Raw genomic sequence first — 15,927 nt, 5'->3', positions numbered from 1 at the left:
GGCAGCCCATGAAGCTGTTCCTGGATATTGGTAACACCGCCATGAAATGGCGAGCGTACCTCGACAGTGATGCTGGCGCAGTGCGCCGGGAAGGCGGTCGAGCCCACCAGCGGGACTGGGAGAGGCTGGCGCGTGAGCTGGCCATCCAGTGCCAGCAACCGGTGACGGTGCTCGAGGTGGCCTCGGTGGCAGGTCGCGAGAGTGATGCGGTGCTGGCGCGAGCGCTGAGTGCAGAGCTGGGTTGTACGCCGCGCTTCTATTATTCCCCGGCCAGGGATTGCGGTGTAAGCAATGCCTATGCCGAGCCAGCGCGTCTGGGCGTGGATCGCTGGCTGGCGGTGGTGGAGGCCTGGCATCGGGATGGTGCCTCGATCATCATCGATTGCGGCAGTGCGCTGACGGTGGATGCGGTAACAGCCCGGGGAGAGCATCTGGGCGGCTACATTGTGCCGGGTCTGGGCATGCTGCGTGACAGCCTCTCCCGGGGTACGGCGCAGGTGCGGGTCACTGACAGCGTCGGCGTCAGCCTGGCGCCCGGGCGCAGCACCAGTGAAGGGGTGGAGAACGGCGTGCTGCGCATGTCGGTCGCTTTCATTGCGGATGTGGTGGTTGAACTGCGTCAGGTGCTTCATGATACTTGCAGTGTTTACCTGACGGGTGGCGACGCGCGGGTGTTGCAGCCGCTGCTGCCGTTCCCGGTGCCCTGCGATCCTGACCTGGTGCTCGACGGCCTTGAGCGGGTGACTGGCAATCTGTGATCCCGGACGCGCTGCCGGGCCAGCAAAGACGCTACAGTAGACTGCGCCGGCGTCTGATCCGGTGACAGCAACAAGAAATCCGGCCGGATGGCCAGCGGGGAGTAGGGGCGTTCATGCGCTGGGTCTTCTACAGTCTTCTGATTCTCAACGTCATTTATCTGGGCTGGCAACTGCTGGGCTATACCGCAGCGCCCGCGCCGCCGGTGGTCAGCCGTGCGGCGGCCCCCGCAAGCCTGCAATTGCTGGAGGAGGCCGGGCATCGTGCTGGCGCTGTCCGGCGGGCTGACAGTCCGGCGCGTGGGGCCATGTGCGTGGTAGCCGGCCCCTGGGGCCAGCGGGCCGACGCCGAGGCCCTGCGGGCACAGGCGGCGGAGATTTCCCCTCGCGGCAGGGTGCAGCCGGTGACGGTGCGCCGTGACCGCCTGAACTGGGTCTATTTGCCGCCTCAGGCGCGTCGCGAAGATGCGCTGGGTGCCCTGCGAGAGCTGCAATCCCGGGGGGTGGACAGCTTTATCGTCAGCGAAGGTGAGGACGCCAACGCCGTCTCGCTGGGTTATTTCAGCAGCGAGGAGTCGGCGCGCGGGCTGCAGGTGCGTATGCGGGATGCGGGCTATCCTGCGGAGGTCCGTGAAACCTGGCGCGAAACGGTCGAGTACTGGGTCTACTACCCCCTCCTGCCAGACGAGGCGGAAGCCCGTCTGGCAGCCCTCGTGGCCAGCGGCAGCGGCGATGCCGGTGTCGAGCGGGCCGCCTGCCGCTAGAGGTTCCCCGGAAAATCTGCCGGATTCAATTGCTTGCCGGGGCACCTTTCATTACAATGCGCCACCTTTGCAGGCTGGCGTAGCTCAGTAGGTAGAGCAGCTGATTTGTAATCAGCCGGTCGGGGGTTCGATTCCTCTCGCCAGCTCCAGATCATCACGGCGGGTCGCAGGAACCTGTTGACAAGCCGTTATTGCAAAAAGAGAATGTACGCCCTTTTTGGAGGGGTTCCCGAGTGGCCAAAGGGATCAGACTGTAAATCTGACGCGCAAGCTTCGCTGGTTCGAATCCAGCCCCCTCCACCACATTGTAAGGAGGCACTGAGCAGAAATGGCGCTCGGTGCAGTAAAAAGCCTCCGGTGCTCGGGCCGGGGGCTGGATTTGAACCAGACGGTTCGACGAGCCGCCAAAGGCGCGGCAAGTAAAGGTTTTCAAGGCACAGCACCAGGCTGGCGAATCCGGCCAGGATTGAAGGCAAGGTTCGCGGGTGTAGTTCAATGGTAGAACCTCAGCCTTCCAAGCTGATGACGCGGGTTCGATTCCCGCCACCCGCTCCATCAGTCGCTGTGCTGCAAAGTGTTCATCGCCGCAAGGTGATATGAAGTTAATGCTCATATAGCTCAGTAGGTAGAGCACTTCCTTGGTAAGGAAGAGGTCACCGGTTCAAATCCGGTTATGAGCTCCAATTTCCGACCCCGGAGCGTGCTCCGGGGTCGGCTTCATGTCTCGCGGGTGGCGCTGAAGGTGGTCACGATGTCCGGGTGGGCGCGTGTCCTTTTTGTGTTTTCCGGGCAATGCTTCGCTGTTCACAGGCAGGAACGCACAACCGAACTGAGAGGTAGAGAGTCGTGGCAAAGGCAAAGTTTGAACGTAGCAAACCGCATTTGAACGTAGGCACCATTGGTCACGTTGACCATGGCAAGACCACGCTGACGGCAGCCCTGACGAAGGTCTGTCACGAAGCGTTCGGTACTGGCGAAGCGCGTGCGTTCGACCAGATCGACAACGCTCCGGAAGAGCGTGCCCGCGGTATTACCATCGCTACCTCTCACGTTGAGTACGACTCCCCGACGCGCCACTACGCGCACGTTGACTGCCCGGGTCACGCTGATTACGTGAAGAACATGATCACCGGTGCGGCGCAGATGGACGGCGCGATTCTGGTGGTATCGGCTGCCGATGGCCCGATGCCGCAGACCCGCGAGCACATCCTGCTGTCCCGTCAGGTTGGCGTTCCCTACATTGTCGTGTTCCTGAACAAGGCCGACATGGTAGACGACGAAGAGCTGCTGGAACTGGTTGAGATGGAAGTGCGTGAGCTGCTGAGCGCCTACGACTTCCCGGGCGACGACACCCCGATCATCAAGGGTTCTGCCCTGAAGGCGCTGGAAGGTGACCAGTCCGAGATTGGCGCTCCGGCGGTCCAGAAGCTGGTAGAGACCCTGGACGAGTACATTCCTGAGCCGGAGCGTGCCATCGACGGCGCCTTCCTGATGCCGATCGAAGACGTGTTCTCGATCTCTGGTCGCGGTACCGTGGTGACCGGTCGTGTAGAGCGCGGCGTGGTGAAAGTGGGCGAGGAAGTGGAAATCGTCGGCATCAAGGACACCGTCAAGACGACCTGTACTGGCGTTGAGATGTTCCGCAAGCTGCTGGACGAAGGCCGTGCGGGCGAGAACGTGGGCGTGCTGCTGCGTGGCACCAAGCGTGACGACGTTGAGCGTGGCCAGGTGCTGTCCAAGCCGGGCACGATCAAGCCGCACACCGGTTTTGAAGCCGAAGTATACGTGCTGAGCAAGGAAGAAGGCGGTCGTCATACCCCGTTCTTCAACGGCTATCGCCCGCAGTTCTACTTCCGTACGACGGACGTGACGGGTGCGTGTGACCTGCCGGAAGGCGTAGAGATGGTCATGCCGGGCGACAACGTGAAGATGACGGTGAAGCTGATCGCGCCGATCGCCATGGAAGAAGGTCTGCGCTTCGCGATTCGCGAAGGTGGCCGTACCGTGGGTGCTGGCGTGGTGGCCAAGATCCTCGAGTAAGTCATACAGTATGGCGATTGGCTGATATTTCGGCTGATCGTGAGGCCGGGGCTGCGTGAGTGCGCACCTCGGCCTGCTGCGTTAAGCGGCAAAGTGTTGAAAGGTTACAGGCCAGTAGTTCAATTGGTAGAGCACCGGTCTCCAAAACCGGGGGTTGGGGGTTCGAGTCCCTCCTGGCCTGCCAAGTTTTCCCGACGCCATGATTTGATGGCAGGGTGTATCGGTCATGAGTGAAAAGACAGAAGCGCAGTCAGGCTCTTCCCCGGCACAGGTCATCAAGTGGGCTGTGGTGGCGGTGTTGCTTGGGCTGGGTATATGGGGCAATACCTACTACGGCGAAGATGTGTCGCCGCTGTATCGTGCCCTGGGCGTGGTGGTGCTTGCGCTGATGGCGGCGTTTGTCGCTTTGCAGACAGAGCAGGGTCGCGCCTTCAACCAGCTCCGCAAGGATGCCATGGTGGAAATGCGCAAGGTAGTCTGGCCGACGCGCCAGGAAACCGTGCAGACCACCCTTATTGTGCTGGCCTTTGTTGTGCTGGTGGCGATCATCCTTTTCTTTTTCGACTGGATTCTTAACGGGGTTATTTCCCGGGTCATCGGCTAAGAGGTAGACATGGCGAAGCGCTGGTATGTGGTTCATGCCTATTCCGGCTTTGAGAAGCATGTGAAGCGGGCACTTGAAGAACGCATCAAGCTGCGCGGGATGGAAGATGATTTCGGCGACATTCTGGTGCCGACGGAAGAAGTGGTCGAGATCAAGGGCGGCCAGAAGCGCAAGTCCGAGCGCAAGTTCTTTCCGGGCTATGTGCTGGTGCAGATGGAAATGAATGACGGCACCTGGCACTTGATCAAGGAAACGCCGAAGGTGCTGGGTTTCATTGGCGGCACCCCGGACAAGCCCTCACCGATCACGGATCGGGAGGCAGATGCCATCCTGCGTCGCATGGATGACAGCACGGACAAGCCGAAGCCGAAGACGTTGTTCGAGCCGGGTGAGGTGGTGCGTGTTACCGACGGCCCGTTTGCCGATTTCAACGGTGTGGTCGAAGAAGTGAATTATGAGAAGAGTCGCCTGCAGGTTGCAGTGCTGATCTTCGGCCGCTCTACCCCGGTAGAGCTGGAATTTGGTCAGGTCGAAAAGAGCTGATCACAGTAGCGGTCGTATACCTGGTAATGCAGGGGCGACTTAAGACAAACCTCAGGGGAGCCGCAGCCGGTACGTTCGGCAAGGCGTTTGAACCCAAGGGAGTTGAACATGGCTAAGAAAATCCAGGCCTACATCAAGCTGCAGGTTGCAGCGGGTGCGGCCAACCCCAGCCCGCCGGTCGGCCCAGCACTGGGTCAGCACGGTGTGAACATCATGGAGTTCTGCAAGGCGTTCAACGCCCAGACTCAGGAGATGGAAAAGGGCTCCCCTGTGCCGGTGATCATCACGGTGTACAGCGACCGTTCCTTTACCTTCGTCATGAAGACGCCGCCGGCCTCTTTCCTGCTCAAGAAAGCAGCAGGTATCAAGAGCGGCTCTGGCGTGCCGAACAAGAACAAGGTGGGCAAGGTGACCCGTGCCCAGCTTGAAGATATTGCGAAAGCCAAGGAACCGGACCTGACTGCGGCAGATCTTGACGCAGCGGTGCGGACAATTGCCGGCAGTGCCCGGTCCATGGGTCTGGACGTGGAGGAATAAGCGATGGCCAAGCTGTCCAAACGCGCCCGTGCGATCCGTGAAAAGATTGAACCGGGCAAGCAATACGCTATTGAAGATGCCGTGAACCTGCTTTCCGAACTGTCGAAAGTGAAGTTCAAGGAATCCATCGACGTGGCGGTCAACCTGGGTGTTGATCCGCGCAAATCCGATCAGAACGTGCGTGGCGCTTCCGTGCTGCCGCACGGCACCGGCAAGACCGTGCGTGTAGCGGTATTTGCTCAGGGCGCCAATGCTGAAGCGGCGAAAGAGGCTGGTGCCGATATCGTCGGTTTCGATGATCTGGCCGAGCAGGTGCAGGGCGGCGAAATCAACTTCGACGTGGTCATCGCTACCCCTGACGCCATGCGCGTCGTGGGCAAGCTGGGCACCATCCTGGGCCCGCGTGGTCTGATGCCGAACCCGAAAGTGGGCACCGTGACGGCGGATGTGGCCACGGCGGTCAAGAATGCCAAGGGCGGCCAGGTGCGTTACCGCACGGACAAGGGCGGTATCATTCACTGCATCGTTGGTCAGGTCGGTTTCGACGCCAACGCCGTGAAAGAAAACGTCGAGGCGCTGCTGGCTGATCTGAAAAAGATCAAGCCGTCTTCCGCCAAGGGTGTGTATGTCCGGAAGATCACCCTGTCGACCACCATGGGTCCGGGTCTGGCCATCGATCAGGCCACCCTGGCGCAGTAAGCAAGTTTTTACTTCTTTGATCTCGGCAGCGCCGCAAGGCAACGCCGGGGCGTCAAAGACCGCAGGTCGGGCAGCCTGGCTGCCCGGTAATGGTGCAAGCCGCCTGCGCAGGCGCGGTAGTTCAACCTGATCTGATCAGGGGCAGGCTTCCGCGATAACGACCGGGTAACCGGTCATGGCAATCCCTCCGGCATGCAGTCGGTGTCGAGGGGAGAGTTTGTGAATCCAGGAGGTTGTATGCCTTTGAATCTGGAGGACAAACGCGCGATTGTTGCTTCGGTCAACGCTGTTGCCGCTGAAGCACTTTCTGCAGTGATTGCCGACTATCGTGGTCTGACGGTTTCGGAAATGACCGAACTCCGTCAGAAAGCACGCGAAACCGGTGTGTACGTGCGTGTTGTGCGTAACACATTGGCCAAGCGTGCCGTCGAAGGCACTGAGTATGAGTGCCTGAACGACGCACTGGTCGGCCCGACGATCCTGGCCTTTTCCCAGGAAGATCCCGGTGCTGCGGCCCGGCTCTTCAAGGATTTCGCCAAGGATCACAAGCTGCTGGAAGTGAAGGCGCTGGCAGTGGGTGGTGTAGCTTACGGTGCACAGGATCTCGACATCCTTGCCAAGCTGCCGACCCGCGACCAGGCACTGTCTACGCTGCTGTCCGTCATGCAGGCGCCGATCGCCAAGTTCGTCCGCACCGCCAACGAGGTGCCGAGCAAGGCTGTTCGTGTGATTGCTGCAGTGAAGGATCAAAAACAGGAAGCAGCCTGAGACGACTCAGGACGCTGAACTACTTGAAACCCGGTTTCATCCTCACCGCAAGGTGAATGAGGAGATTGAAAATGGCTCTGTCCAAAGAAGATATTCTGAATGCAATTGCTGAAATGAGCGTCATGGATCTGGTCGAACTGATCAGCGCCATGGAAGAGAAATTCGGTGTTAGCGCTGCAGCCGCTGTTGCTGTTGCTGCGCCGGCTGCTGGTGGCGAAGCTGCTGCTGCAGCTGAAGAGAAGACCGAATTCGACGTGGTACTGACCGGCTTCGGCGACAAGAAAGTCGGCGTGATCAAGGCCGTTCGTGAAGCTACCGGCCTGGGCCTGAAAGAAGCCAAGGACCTGGTAGAAGGTGCTCCGGCTGCCGTCAAGGAAGGCGTGAACAAGGACGAAGCCGAATCGATCAAGAAGAAGATCGAAGAAGCGGGCGGTACTGCTGAGCTGAAGTAAGGGCGCATGCGCCAGTCTTTCCGGCAATCTGGGAAAGACACCGGCTGGCAGCCATGGGCTGCCAGCCTTTTGTCGTTTCTAAACGACACGTGAGACAGAAAGTCGCGTAATGACGTCGCCGGCGGGTGATGGGTCAACAGCCGAGGAACGCAGATGGCATACTCATTTACTGAGAAAAAGCGGATCCGCAAGAATTTCGGCAAGCTTCCCCAGGTGATGGAGGTTCCGTACCTCCTCGCCATTCAGCTTGATTCGTATCGGACCTTCCTGCAGCAGGACAAGGTTACCGATTCGCGTGAAGCTACGGGTCTGGAAGCTGCCTTCAAGTCCGTATTTCCGATTTCCAGCTACTCGGGCAATGCGGCGCTGGAGTATGCCGGTTACGAGCTTGGCAAGCCGGTGTTTGATGTCAAGGAGTGTATGCTTCGCGGCGCGACCTATGCCGCCCCGTTGCGGGTGCGCATCCGTCTGGTGATTTACGACAAGGAATCATCCGGCGCCATCAAGGATATTCGCGAGCAGCAGGTCTACATGGGCGAGATTCCGCTCATGACCGAGAACGGTACCTTCATCATCAATGGTACCGAGCGGGTGATCGTGTCCCAGCTGCATCGTTCGCCTGGCGTGTTCTTCGATCACGACAAAGGCAAGACCCACAGCTCGGGCAAGCTGCTCTATTCTGCCCGTGTGATTCCTTACCGTGGCTCCTGGCTGGACTTCGAGTTCGACCCGAAGGACATGGTATTCGTGCGTATCGACCGTCGCCGCAAGTTGCCGGCGACCGTGTTGCTGCGTGCGCTGGGGTATACCTCGGATGAGATTCTCGAGATGTTCTTCGAGACCAACGAGATCACCCTGAAAGACGGCGTGCTGAGCATGCGCCTGATCGCCGAGCGTCTGCGTGGCGAAACGGCCACCTTCGATATCATGGCTGACGGCAAGGTAGTGGTCGAGGCTGGCCGCCGCGTCACCGCGCGCCATATTCGCGAGCTGGAAAAAGCCAATATCGAATTCCTGGAAATTCCGGGTGACTATCTCTACGGCAAGGTGCTGGCCCGCTCCATCATTGATGAGAGCACCGGGGAAATCCTGGTCGAGTGTAACAGCGAGATCACGGCAGACGTGCTGGCCAAGCTGGAAGCGGCGGGTGTGTCTGCGTTCGAGACGCTGTACACCAATGATCTGGATCACGGCGCTTTCATTTCCGACACGCTGCGCAGCGATGCAACACGCAGTCAGCTCGAAGCGCTGGTGGAAATCTATCGCATGATGCGTCCCGGCGAGCCGCCGACCAAGGACGCTGCAGAAAACCTGTTCAAGAACCTGTTCTTCACTGAAGAGCGTTATGACCTGTCTGGCGTAGGCCGGATGAAGTTCAACCGCCGTCTGGGCCGCGATGAAATCGAAGGTCCGGGCATTCTCTATGACGGTCGCTACTTCAGCCTGCGTAATGACGAGGAAGGCAAGCGCTACTACGAGCAGTTGGGTGATGGTGTCTCCGATATCGTCGATGTCATTCGCACCCTGGTGGATATCCGTAACGGCAACGGCATCGTCGATGACATCGATAACCTCGGCAACCGCCGCGTGCGGTCCGTGGGTGAGATGGCAGAGAACCAGTTCCGCGTTGGTCTGGTGCGTGTCGAGCGTGCGGTGAAAGAGCGTCTGAGCCTGGCGGAATCCGAAGGCCTGATGCCGCAGGACCTGATCAATGCCAAGCCGGTGGCGGCGGCGGTGAAGGAATTCTTCGGTTCCTCGCAGTTGTCCCAGTTCATGGATCAGAACAACCCGCTGTCTGAAGTGACGCACAAGCGTCGTGTGTCGGCACTGGGCCCGGGCGGTCTGACCCGTGAGCGTGCTGGCTTCGAGGTGCGTGACGTGCATCCGACCCACTACGGTCGGGTGTGTCCGATTGAAACGCCGGAAGGCCCGAACATCGGTCTGATCAACTCGCTGGCCGCCTATGCGCGTACCAATGCCTACGGGTTCCTGGAGAGCCCGTACCGCAAGGTGGTCAACGGCCAGGTCACCGACGATATCGAGTTTCTGTCAGCGATCGAGGAAGCGGAATGCGTGATCGCGCAGGCCGATTCGAAGACCGAGAACGGCCGTTTCGTGGAAGAATTCGTGGCAGTACGTCACCGCAACGAATTCACCGTGATGCAGCCGGATCAGATTACCCATATGGACGTGTCGCCGCGTCAGGTGGTGTCGGTGGCGGCTGCCCTGATTCCGTTCCTGGAGCACGATGACGCCAACCGCGCCCTGATGGGCTCGAACATGCAGCGTCAGGCTGTGCCGACCCTGCGTGCCGACAAGCCGCTGGTGGGGACCGGTATCGAGCGTCACGTGGCCCGGGATTCCGGCGTCTGTGTGGTGGCGCGTCGTGGCGGGGTGATCGACAAGGTGGATGCCAGCCGGATCATCGTCAAGGTCAACGACGACGAGATTGCGGAAGGCGAAGCCGGTGTCGATATCTACAACCTGACCAAGTACACCCGCTCCAACCAGAACACCTGTATCAACCAGCGTCCGCTGGTGAAGGTCGGTGATGTGGTGTCGCCGAAGGACATCCTCGCGGATGGCCCCTCCACCGACATGGGTGAGCTGGCGCTGGGTCAGAACATGCGCGTCGCCTTCATGCCGTGGAATGGCTACAACTTCGAGGATTCGATCCTGATCTCGGAGAAGGTGGTGCGCGAAGATCGCTTTACCACCATCCATATCCAGGAACTGACCTGTGTGGCCCGTGACACCAAGCTGGGGCCGGAGGAAATCACCTCTGATATTCCCAACGTGGGCGAGGCAGCGCTGTCCAAGCTGGACGAGTCCGGCATCGTGTATATCGGTGCGGAAGTCGGTGCAGGCGACATTCTGGTGGGCAAGGTGACGCCGAAAGGTGAAACCCAGCTGACGCCGGAAGAAAAACTGCTGCGTGCCATCTTTGGTGAGAAAGCCTCTGACGTGAAAGACACCTCCCTGCGTGTGTCCTCGGGCATCAAGGGTACGGTGATTGACGTTCAGGTCTTCACCCGCGATGGCGTCGACAAGGACGAGCGCGCCAAGCAGATCGAGCAGATGCAGCTGGATCAGTTCCGCAAGGACCTGAAGGACGAGTACCGCATCCTCGAACAGGACATGCTGGAGCGTCTGCGTCGTGAGCTGCTGGGCAAGAAAGTTAACGGCGGTGCCGGCTTCAAGCGTGGCACTGAGCTGACGGAAGAGCTGCTGGACGGCCTCAAGGCCGAGCACTGGTTCGAACTGCGCCCGGCAGACGACGATGTGGCCGAGCAACTGGAGCGTGCCCAGCAGTACCTTGAAGCGCACAAGAAAGAGCAGGAAGAGCGTTACAAGGACAAGCAGGGCAAGATCTCTGGCGGCGACGACCTGGCACACGGCGTGCTGAAGATCGTCAAGGTCTATCTGGCTATCAAGCGTCGCATCCAGCCGGGCGACAAGATGGCTGGCCGTCACGGTAACAAGGGTGTGATCTCCGTGATCATGCCGGAAGAAGACATGCCGCATGATGAGCATGGCGTTCCGGTGGACGTGGTGCTCAACCCGCTGGGTGTACCGTCGCGGATGAACATCGGTCAGATCCTCGAAACCCACCTGGGCTGGGCAGCCAAGGGCCTGGGCGAGAAGATCGGCCGCATGCTCGATGAGCAGAAGAAGATCGCGGAAGTGCGCGGTTTCCTGGAAAAGCTGTACAACGAAACCGGTGATGTTCGTAACCGGGAAGACATTGCCAGCTTCTCCGACGCCGAGATCATCGAACTGGCGCAGAACCTGCGTGCCGGTGTACCGATGGCGACGCCGGTATTCGACGGTGCCAAAGAGCCGGAGCTCAAGGCGCTGCTGGAACTGGCGGATGTCGATCCGTCTGGTCAGTCGATCCTGTGGGATGGCCGGACCGGTGAGAAGTTCGACCGCCCGGTAACGGTGGGCTACATGTACATGCTGAAGCTGAACCACCTGGTAGACGACAAGATGCATGCGCGTTCTACCGGTTCCTACAGCCTGGTTACCCAGCAACCGCTGGGCGGCAAGGCGCAGTTCGGTGGTCAGCGTTTCGGTGAGATGGAGGTGTGGGCGCTCGAGGCATATGGTGCGGCCTACACCTTGCAGGAAATGCTCACGGTGAAATCCGACGACGTAAATGGCCGTACCCGCATTTACAAGAACATTGTCGATGGCGATCACCGTATGGATCCGGGTATGCCGGAGTCCTTCAACGTACTGTTGAAGGAAATCCGTTCCCTCGGTATCAACATCGAGCTGGAAAACGATTGATCCGGTTTTCCTGAATAAGGGAAACCGGATCATCCAGCACCCGGATTAACGCGTAGCGAGCAAATGCTCCTATTGGAGGACTGGCCTTGAAAGACTTGCTGAATCTTCTGAAAAGTCAGGGACAAGTCACTGAGTTTGACAAACTCAAGATTGGTCTGGCGCCGCCCGACCTGATTCGTTCCTGGTCCTTTGGCGAGGTCAAGAAGCCCGAGACCATCAACTACCGGACGTTCAAGCCGGAGCGTGATGGGCTGTTCTGTGCCCGCATCTTTGGTCCGATCAAGGACTATGAGTGCCTGTGCGGCAAATACAAGCGCCTCAAGCATCGTGGCGTGATCTGTGAGAAGTGTGGCGTGGAAGTCACTCTCTCCAAGGTGCGCCGTGAGCGCATGGGTCACATCGAGCTGGCGAGCCCGGTGGCACACATCTGGTTCCTGAAGTCGCTGCCGTCCCGTATCGGTCTGATGCTGGACATGACCCTGCGTGATATCGAGCGGGTCCTGTACTTCGAATCCTTCGTCGTGGTCGAGCCTGGCATGACCAGCCTGGAAAAAGGTCAGCTGCTGACCGACGAAGAATACTTCGAGGCGCTGGAGCAGTTCGGTGACGAGTTCGACGCCCGCATGGGTGCTGAAGCCGTACAGCAGCTGCTGGCCGATCTGGATCTGGAACAGGACATTGCCGATCTGCGCCAGGAAGTGGAATCCACCGGTTCTGACACCAAGCTGAAGAAGCTGTCCAAGCGTCTGAAGCTGATGGAAGCCTTCCAGGCCTCCGGTAACCGTCCCGAGTGGATGATCATGACGGTGCTGCCCGTGCTGCCGCCGGACCTGCGTCCGCTGGTGCCGCTGGACGGTGGCCGCTTCGCGACCTCGGATCTGAACGATCTGTATCGCCGCGTGATCAACCGCAACAACCGCCTCAAGCGTCTGCTGGACCTGTCTGCGCCGGATATCATCGTGCGCAACGAAAAGCGCATGCTGCAGGAATCCGTGGACGCACTGCTGGACAACGGCCGTCGTGGCCGCGCCATTACCGGCTCCAACAAGCGCCCGCTGAAGTCCCTGGCCGACATGATCAAGGGCAAGCAGGGTCGTTTCCGTCAGAACCTGCTCGGCAAGCGGGTCGATTACTCCGGTCGTTCCGTGATCGTGGTAGGTCCGACCCTGAAGCTGCACGAGTGCGGTCTGCCGAAGAAAATGGCGCTGGAGCTGTTCAAGCCGTTCATCTTCGCCAAGCTGGAAGGGCGTGGCCTGGCCACCACCATCAAGGCGGCCAAGAAGATGGTCGAGCGCGAAACCGCTGAGGTGTGGGATATCCTCGCCGAGGTGATTCGCGAGCACCCGGTACTGCTGAACCGCGCCCCGACCCTGCACCGTCTGGGTATCCAGGCGTTCGAGCCGGTACTGATCGAAGGCAAGGCGATCCAGCTGCACCCGCTGGTGTGTGCGGCCTTCAACGCCGACTTTGACGGTGACCAGATGGCGGTACACGTACCGCTGACCCTGGAAGCCCAGCTCGAAGCCCGTGCGCTGATGATGTCCACCAACAACATCCTGTCGCCCGCCAGCGGTGAACCGATCATCGTGCCGACGCAGGACGTGGTGCTGGGCCTGTACTACATCAGCCGCGAGCGCGTGAACGCGCAGGGCGAGGGCATGTTCTTCACTGATACCCGTGAAGTCAGCCGCGCACTGGGCAACAAGGCTGTGCACCTGCACGCGCGCATCAAGGTGCGTGTCAGCGAGAAGGTCCGCGACCAGTACGGCAACGAGACCGCGCGCACCTACGTGGCGGAAACCACACCGGGTCGTTGCAAGCTGTGGGATATCGTGCCGGAAGGGCTGTCCTTCGAGTCCGTCAACCAGGCGATGACCAAGAAAGCGATCTCGCGTCTGCTGAACCAGTGCTACCGTATCCTGGGCACCAAGCAGACCTGTATTTTCGCTGACCAGCTGATGTATCTCGGCTTCCGTGAGGCGACCTATTCGGGTTCCTCTGTCGGTATCGAGGATATGGTCATCCCGGACGAGAAGGTCACCATCCTGGCCGCAGCCGAGGAAGAGGTGCACGAGATCGAGGAGCAGTTCGCTTCCGGTCTGGTGACGCGCGGCGAGCGTTACAACAAGGTGGTGGATATCTGGTCGCGTACCAATGACCAGATCGCCAAGGCGATGATGGACAACCTCAAGAGCGAGACCGTCATCAACCGCGATGGTGAGGAAGAGCAGCAGAGCTCCTTCAACTCGATCTGGATGATGGCTGACTCCGGTGCCCGGGGCTCCCCGGCACAGATTCGCCAGCTGGCGGGTATGCGTGGCCTGATGGCCAAGCCGGACGGCTCCATCATCGAAACGCCGATCACGTCCAACTTCCGTGAAGGTCTGAACGTACTCCAGTACTTCATCTCGACCCACGGGGCGCGGAAAGGTCTGGCGGATACCGCACTGAAGACTGCGAACTCCGGTTACCTGACCCGTCGTCTGGTAGACGTGGCTCAGGATCTGGTGGTGACCGAGGAAGATTGCGGTACCGAGAATGGTGTACTGATGACGCCGCTGATCGAAGGCGGTGACGTGGTCGAGCCGTTGCGCGAGCGGGTGCTGGGCCGTGTTGTTGCCCGTGATGTCATCAAGCCCGGCACCGATGAGGTGCTGGCGCCGGCGGGTACCCTGCTGGATGAAAACTGGGTGGATATCCTGGAAAACAACGCCGTCGACGAAGTGCTGGTGCGCTCGCCGATCAGTTGTGACACCCGCTTCGGCGTCTGTGCCAAGTGCTATGGCCGTGACCTGGCGCGTGGCCACCAGATCAATATTGGTGAGGCCGTGGGCGTTATTGCTGCCCAGTCCATCGGTGAGCCGGGTACCCAGCTGACCATGCGGACGTTCCACATTGGTGGTGCGGCGAGCCGGGCCTCTGCGGTGTCCAGCATCCAGATCAAGCACGGCGGCACCATCCGTCTGCACAACATCAAGACTGTTGCGCACAAGGATGGCCTGGTGGCGGTGTCTCGCTCCGGTGAGCTGGCCGTGGCCGATGAGCTGGGCCGTGAGCGCGAGCGCTACAAGGTGCCCTACGGCGCCCTGATTACCGCGAAGGAAGGTGACAAGGTGGATGGTGGTCAGGTCGCAGCGACCTGGGATCCGCACACCCACCCGATCATTGCCGAGGTAGAGGGCAAGATCCAGTTCGGCGATATGGAAGAGGGCATTACTGTCAACTACCAGACCGACGAACTGACCGGCCTGACCACCATCGAGATGATCGATGCCAAGGACCGCCCGTCTGCCGGCAAGGATCTGCGCCCGGTCATCCGCGTGCTGGATGCCAAGGGCAAGCCGGTGAACATGCCGAACACCGATACCCCGGCGCAGTACTTCCTGCCCGCAGGTTCGCTGACCGGCCTGAAAGACGGCGCCATGATCCAGATCGGTGACGTGATCGCGCGGATTCCGCAGGAATCCTCCAAGACCCGCGATATCACCGGTGGTCTGCCGCGCGTGGCCGACCTGTTCGAAGCGCGCCAGCCGAAGGAAGCCGCCATTCTGGCGGAGAAGACCGGCATGGTGTCCTTCGGCAAGGAGACCAAAGGCAAGGTGCGCCTGGTGATCACGCCGGACGACGGCGGCGATGCCCACGAGGAACTGATTCCGAAGTGGCGCCAGCTGAACGTGTTCGAGGGTGAGCATGTGGAGAAGGGTGAGGTCGTTTCCGATGGCCCGCTCAATCCGCACGACATCCTGCGTTTGCTGGGCCAGACCGAGTTGGCGCGCTATATCGTCAACGAGGTGCAGGAGGTTTACCGTCTGCAGGGCGTGAAGATCAACGACAAGCACATCGAGGTGATCATCCGCCAGATGCTGCGCAAGGTGGAAATCACCGAGCAGGGCGAGTCCGGCTTCATCAAGGGCGAGCAGGTGGAGCTGTCACGGGTGCTCAACGAGATGGACCGCCTCAAGGCCAGCGACAAGATGCTGCCGCGCTTTGACCGGTTGCTGCTGGGCATCACCAAGGCCTCGCTGGCCACCGAGTCGTTTATCTCTGCGGCCTCCTTCCAGGAGACCACCCGGGTGCTGACGGAAGCGGCAGTAACCGGCAAGGAAGACGACCTGCGTGGCCTGAAAGAGAACGTGGTGGTGGGCCGTCTGATCCCTGCCGGCACGGGCTACGCCTACCACATGGAGCGCCGCCGCCAGCGTGACCTCGGTCGTGCGCCGGAAGCGCCCACCATGGACGAGGTGGAGCAGGCCCTGTCTGAAGCGCTGAGCTCTTCGGACGAGTAATGACCGTCTCTCCGGCCGGGAATACCCGGCCGGAGGGCGGAATCAGCCCGGCTCCGGTCGGAAAATGCCCGGCTTCAGCCGGAAAAATGAGAGACCCGATCCCCCGCCGCTTGACTTGCGGCGGGGTCGTTCCTAGAATTCGCTCCCCTTTGGATGGCGGATTCCCCTGGGGCTTGTCCGGTCATC

General features: G+C 60.3%; 11 protein-coding genes and 5 tRNA genes. All 16 read left to right on the top strand.

Features of this window, described 5'->3' with window-relative positions; genetic code table 11:
• Window positions 1–8 precede the first annotated feature (8 nt).
• The 16 genes from DKW65_RS15200 to rpoC all read left to right on the top strand — a co-directional run bounded on the left by DKW65_RS15200 (window position 9) and on the right by rpoC (window position 15,741).
• Complete coding sequence (locus DKW65_RS15200; protein ID WP_111658277.1) at window positions 9–758, top strand: type III pantothenate kinase; 750 nt, start codon at window positions 9–11, stop codon at window positions 756–758.
• 113 nt (window positions 759–871) lie between these two features.
• Window positions 872–1,519, top strand: a complete 648-nt coding sequence (locus DKW65_RS15195; protein ID WP_111658276.1) for an SPOR domain-containing protein — start codon at window positions 872–874, stop codon at window positions 1,517–1,519.
• Between the two features lie 73 nt (window positions 1,520–1,592).
• Window positions 1,593–1,668: transfer RNA gene (locus DKW65_RS15190), tRNA-Thr, on the top strand.
• Between the two features lie 70 nt (window positions 1,669–1,738).
• Window positions 1,739–1,822, top strand: a tRNA-Tyr gene (locus tag DKW65_RS15185).
• Between the two features lie 178 nt (window positions 1,823–2,000).
• Window positions 2,001–2,074: transfer RNA gene (locus DKW65_RS15180), tRNA-Gly, on the top strand.
• A 52-nt stretch (window positions 2,075–2,126) separates the two neighbouring features.
• Window positions 2,127–2,202, top strand: a tRNA-Thr gene (locus DKW65_RS15175).
• A 163-nt stretch (window positions 2,203–2,365) separates the two neighbouring features.
• Entirely contained in the window at window positions 2,366–3,559 is a 1,194-nt protein-coding gene (gene tuf / locus DKW65_RS15170) for an elongation factor Tu (protein WP_111658264.1), read from the top strand.
• Window positions 3,560–3,667: 108 nt separating this feature from the next.
• Window positions 3,668–3,743 (top strand) — tRNA-Trp (locus DKW65_RS15165).
• Between the two features lie 42 nt (window positions 3,744–3,785).
• Entirely contained in the window at window positions 3,786–4,163 is a 378-nt protein-coding gene (gene secE / locus DKW65_RS15160) for a preprotein translocase subunit SecE (RefSeq protein WP_111658275.1), read from the top strand.
• Between the two features lie 9 nt (window positions 4,164–4,172).
• The gene (nusG, locus tag DKW65_RS15155) at window positions 4,173–4,706 is read left to right on the top strand and encodes a transcription termination/antitermination protein NusG (RefSeq protein WP_111658274.1); all 534 of its coding nucleotides are present in this window, start codon (window positions 4,173–4,175) and stop codon (window positions 4,704–4,706) included.
• Between the two features lie 108 nt (window positions 4,707–4,814).
• Window positions 4,815–5,243 (top strand): 50S ribosomal protein L11, encoded by a 429-nt coding sequence (rplK, locus tag DKW65_RS15150; RefSeq protein ID WP_111658273.1) that lies wholly within the window; start codon window positions 4,815–4,817, stop codon window positions 5,241–5,243.
• 3 nt (window positions 5,244–5,246) lie between these two features.
• The gene (gene rplA / locus DKW65_RS15145; protein ID WP_111658272.1) at window positions 5,247–5,942 is read left to right on the top strand and encodes a 50S ribosomal protein L1; all 696 of its coding nucleotides are present in this window, start codon (window positions 5,247–5,249) and stop codon (window positions 5,940–5,942) included.
• A 237-nt stretch (window positions 5,943–6,179) separates the two neighbouring features.
• Window positions 6,180–6,710 (top strand): 50S ribosomal protein L10, encoded by a 531-nt coding sequence (gene rplJ, locus DKW65_RS15140; protein WP_111658271.1) that lies wholly within the window; start codon window positions 6,180–6,182, stop codon window positions 6,708–6,710.
• A 71-nt stretch (window positions 6,711–6,781) separates the two neighbouring features.
• The gene (gene rplL / locus DKW65_RS15135) at window positions 6,782–7,162 is read left to right on the top strand and encodes a 50S ribosomal protein L7/L12 (protein ID WP_111658270.1); all 381 of its coding nucleotides are present in this window, start codon (window positions 6,782–6,784) and stop codon (window positions 7,160–7,162) included.
• Between the two features lie 153 nt (window positions 7,163–7,315).
• The gene (rpoB, locus tag DKW65_RS15130) at window positions 7,316–11,455 is read left to right on the top strand and encodes a DNA-directed RNA polymerase subunit beta (RefSeq protein ID WP_111658269.1); all 4,140 of its coding nucleotides are present in this window, start codon (window positions 7,316–7,318) and stop codon (window positions 11,453–11,455) included.
• A gap of 86 nt (window positions 11,456–11,541) precedes the next feature.
• Entirely contained in the window at window positions 11,542–15,741 is a 4,200-nt protein-coding gene (gene rpoC, locus DKW65_RS15125; protein ID WP_111658268.1) for a DNA-directed RNA polymerase subunit beta', read from the top strand.
• Window positions 15,742–15,927 lie beyond the last annotated feature (186 nt).

It is taken from the genome of Isoalcanivorax indicus (assembly GCF_003259185.1).
GTDB lineage: Bacteria > Pseudomonadota > Gammaproteobacteria > Pseudomonadales > Alcanivoracaceae > Isoalcanivorax > Isoalcanivorax indicus.
The sequence above is the reverse complement of the archived record's forward strand: the minus strand, read 5'-3'. Positions and strand labels throughout refer to the sequence as shown.

What these genes read in the sequence shown, in the direction of transcription:
- DKW65_RS15200 (WP_111658277.1), top strand. Translation starts at nt 9, where the DNA reads ATGAAGCTGTTCCTGGATATTGGTAACACCGCCATGAAATGGCGAGCG.
- DKW65_RS15195 (WP_111658276.1), top strand. Translation starts at nt 872, where the DNA reads ATGCGCTGGGTCTTCTACAGTCTTCTGATTCTCAACGTCATTTATCTG.
- secE (WP_111658275.1), top strand. Translation starts at nt 3,786, where the DNA reads ATGAGTGAAAAGACAGAAGCGCAGTCAGGCTCTTCCCCGGCACAGGTC.
- nusG (WP_111658274.1), top strand. Translation starts at nt 4,173, where the DNA reads ATGGCGAAGCGCTGGTATGTGGTTCATGCCTATTCCGGCTTTGAGAAG.
- rplK (WP_111658273.1), top strand. Translation starts at nt 4,815, where the DNA reads ATGGCTAAGAAAATCCAGGCCTACATCAAGCTGCAGGTTGCAGCGGGT.
- rplA (WP_111658272.1), top strand. Translation starts at nt 5,247, where the DNA reads ATGGCCAAGCTGTCCAAACGCGCCCGTGCGATCCGTGAAAAGATTGAA.
- rplJ (WP_111658271.1), top strand. Translation starts at nt 6,180, where the DNA reads ATGCCTTTGAATCTGGAGGACAAACGCGCGATTGTTGCTTCGGTCAAC.
- rplL (WP_111658270.1), top strand. Translation starts at nt 6,782, where the DNA reads ATGGCTCTGTCCAAAGAAGATATTCTGAATGCAATTGCTGAAATGAGC.
- rpoB (WP_111658269.1), top strand. Translation starts at nt 7,316, where the DNA reads ATGGCATACTCATTTACTGAGAAAAAGCGGATCCGCAAGAATTTCGGC.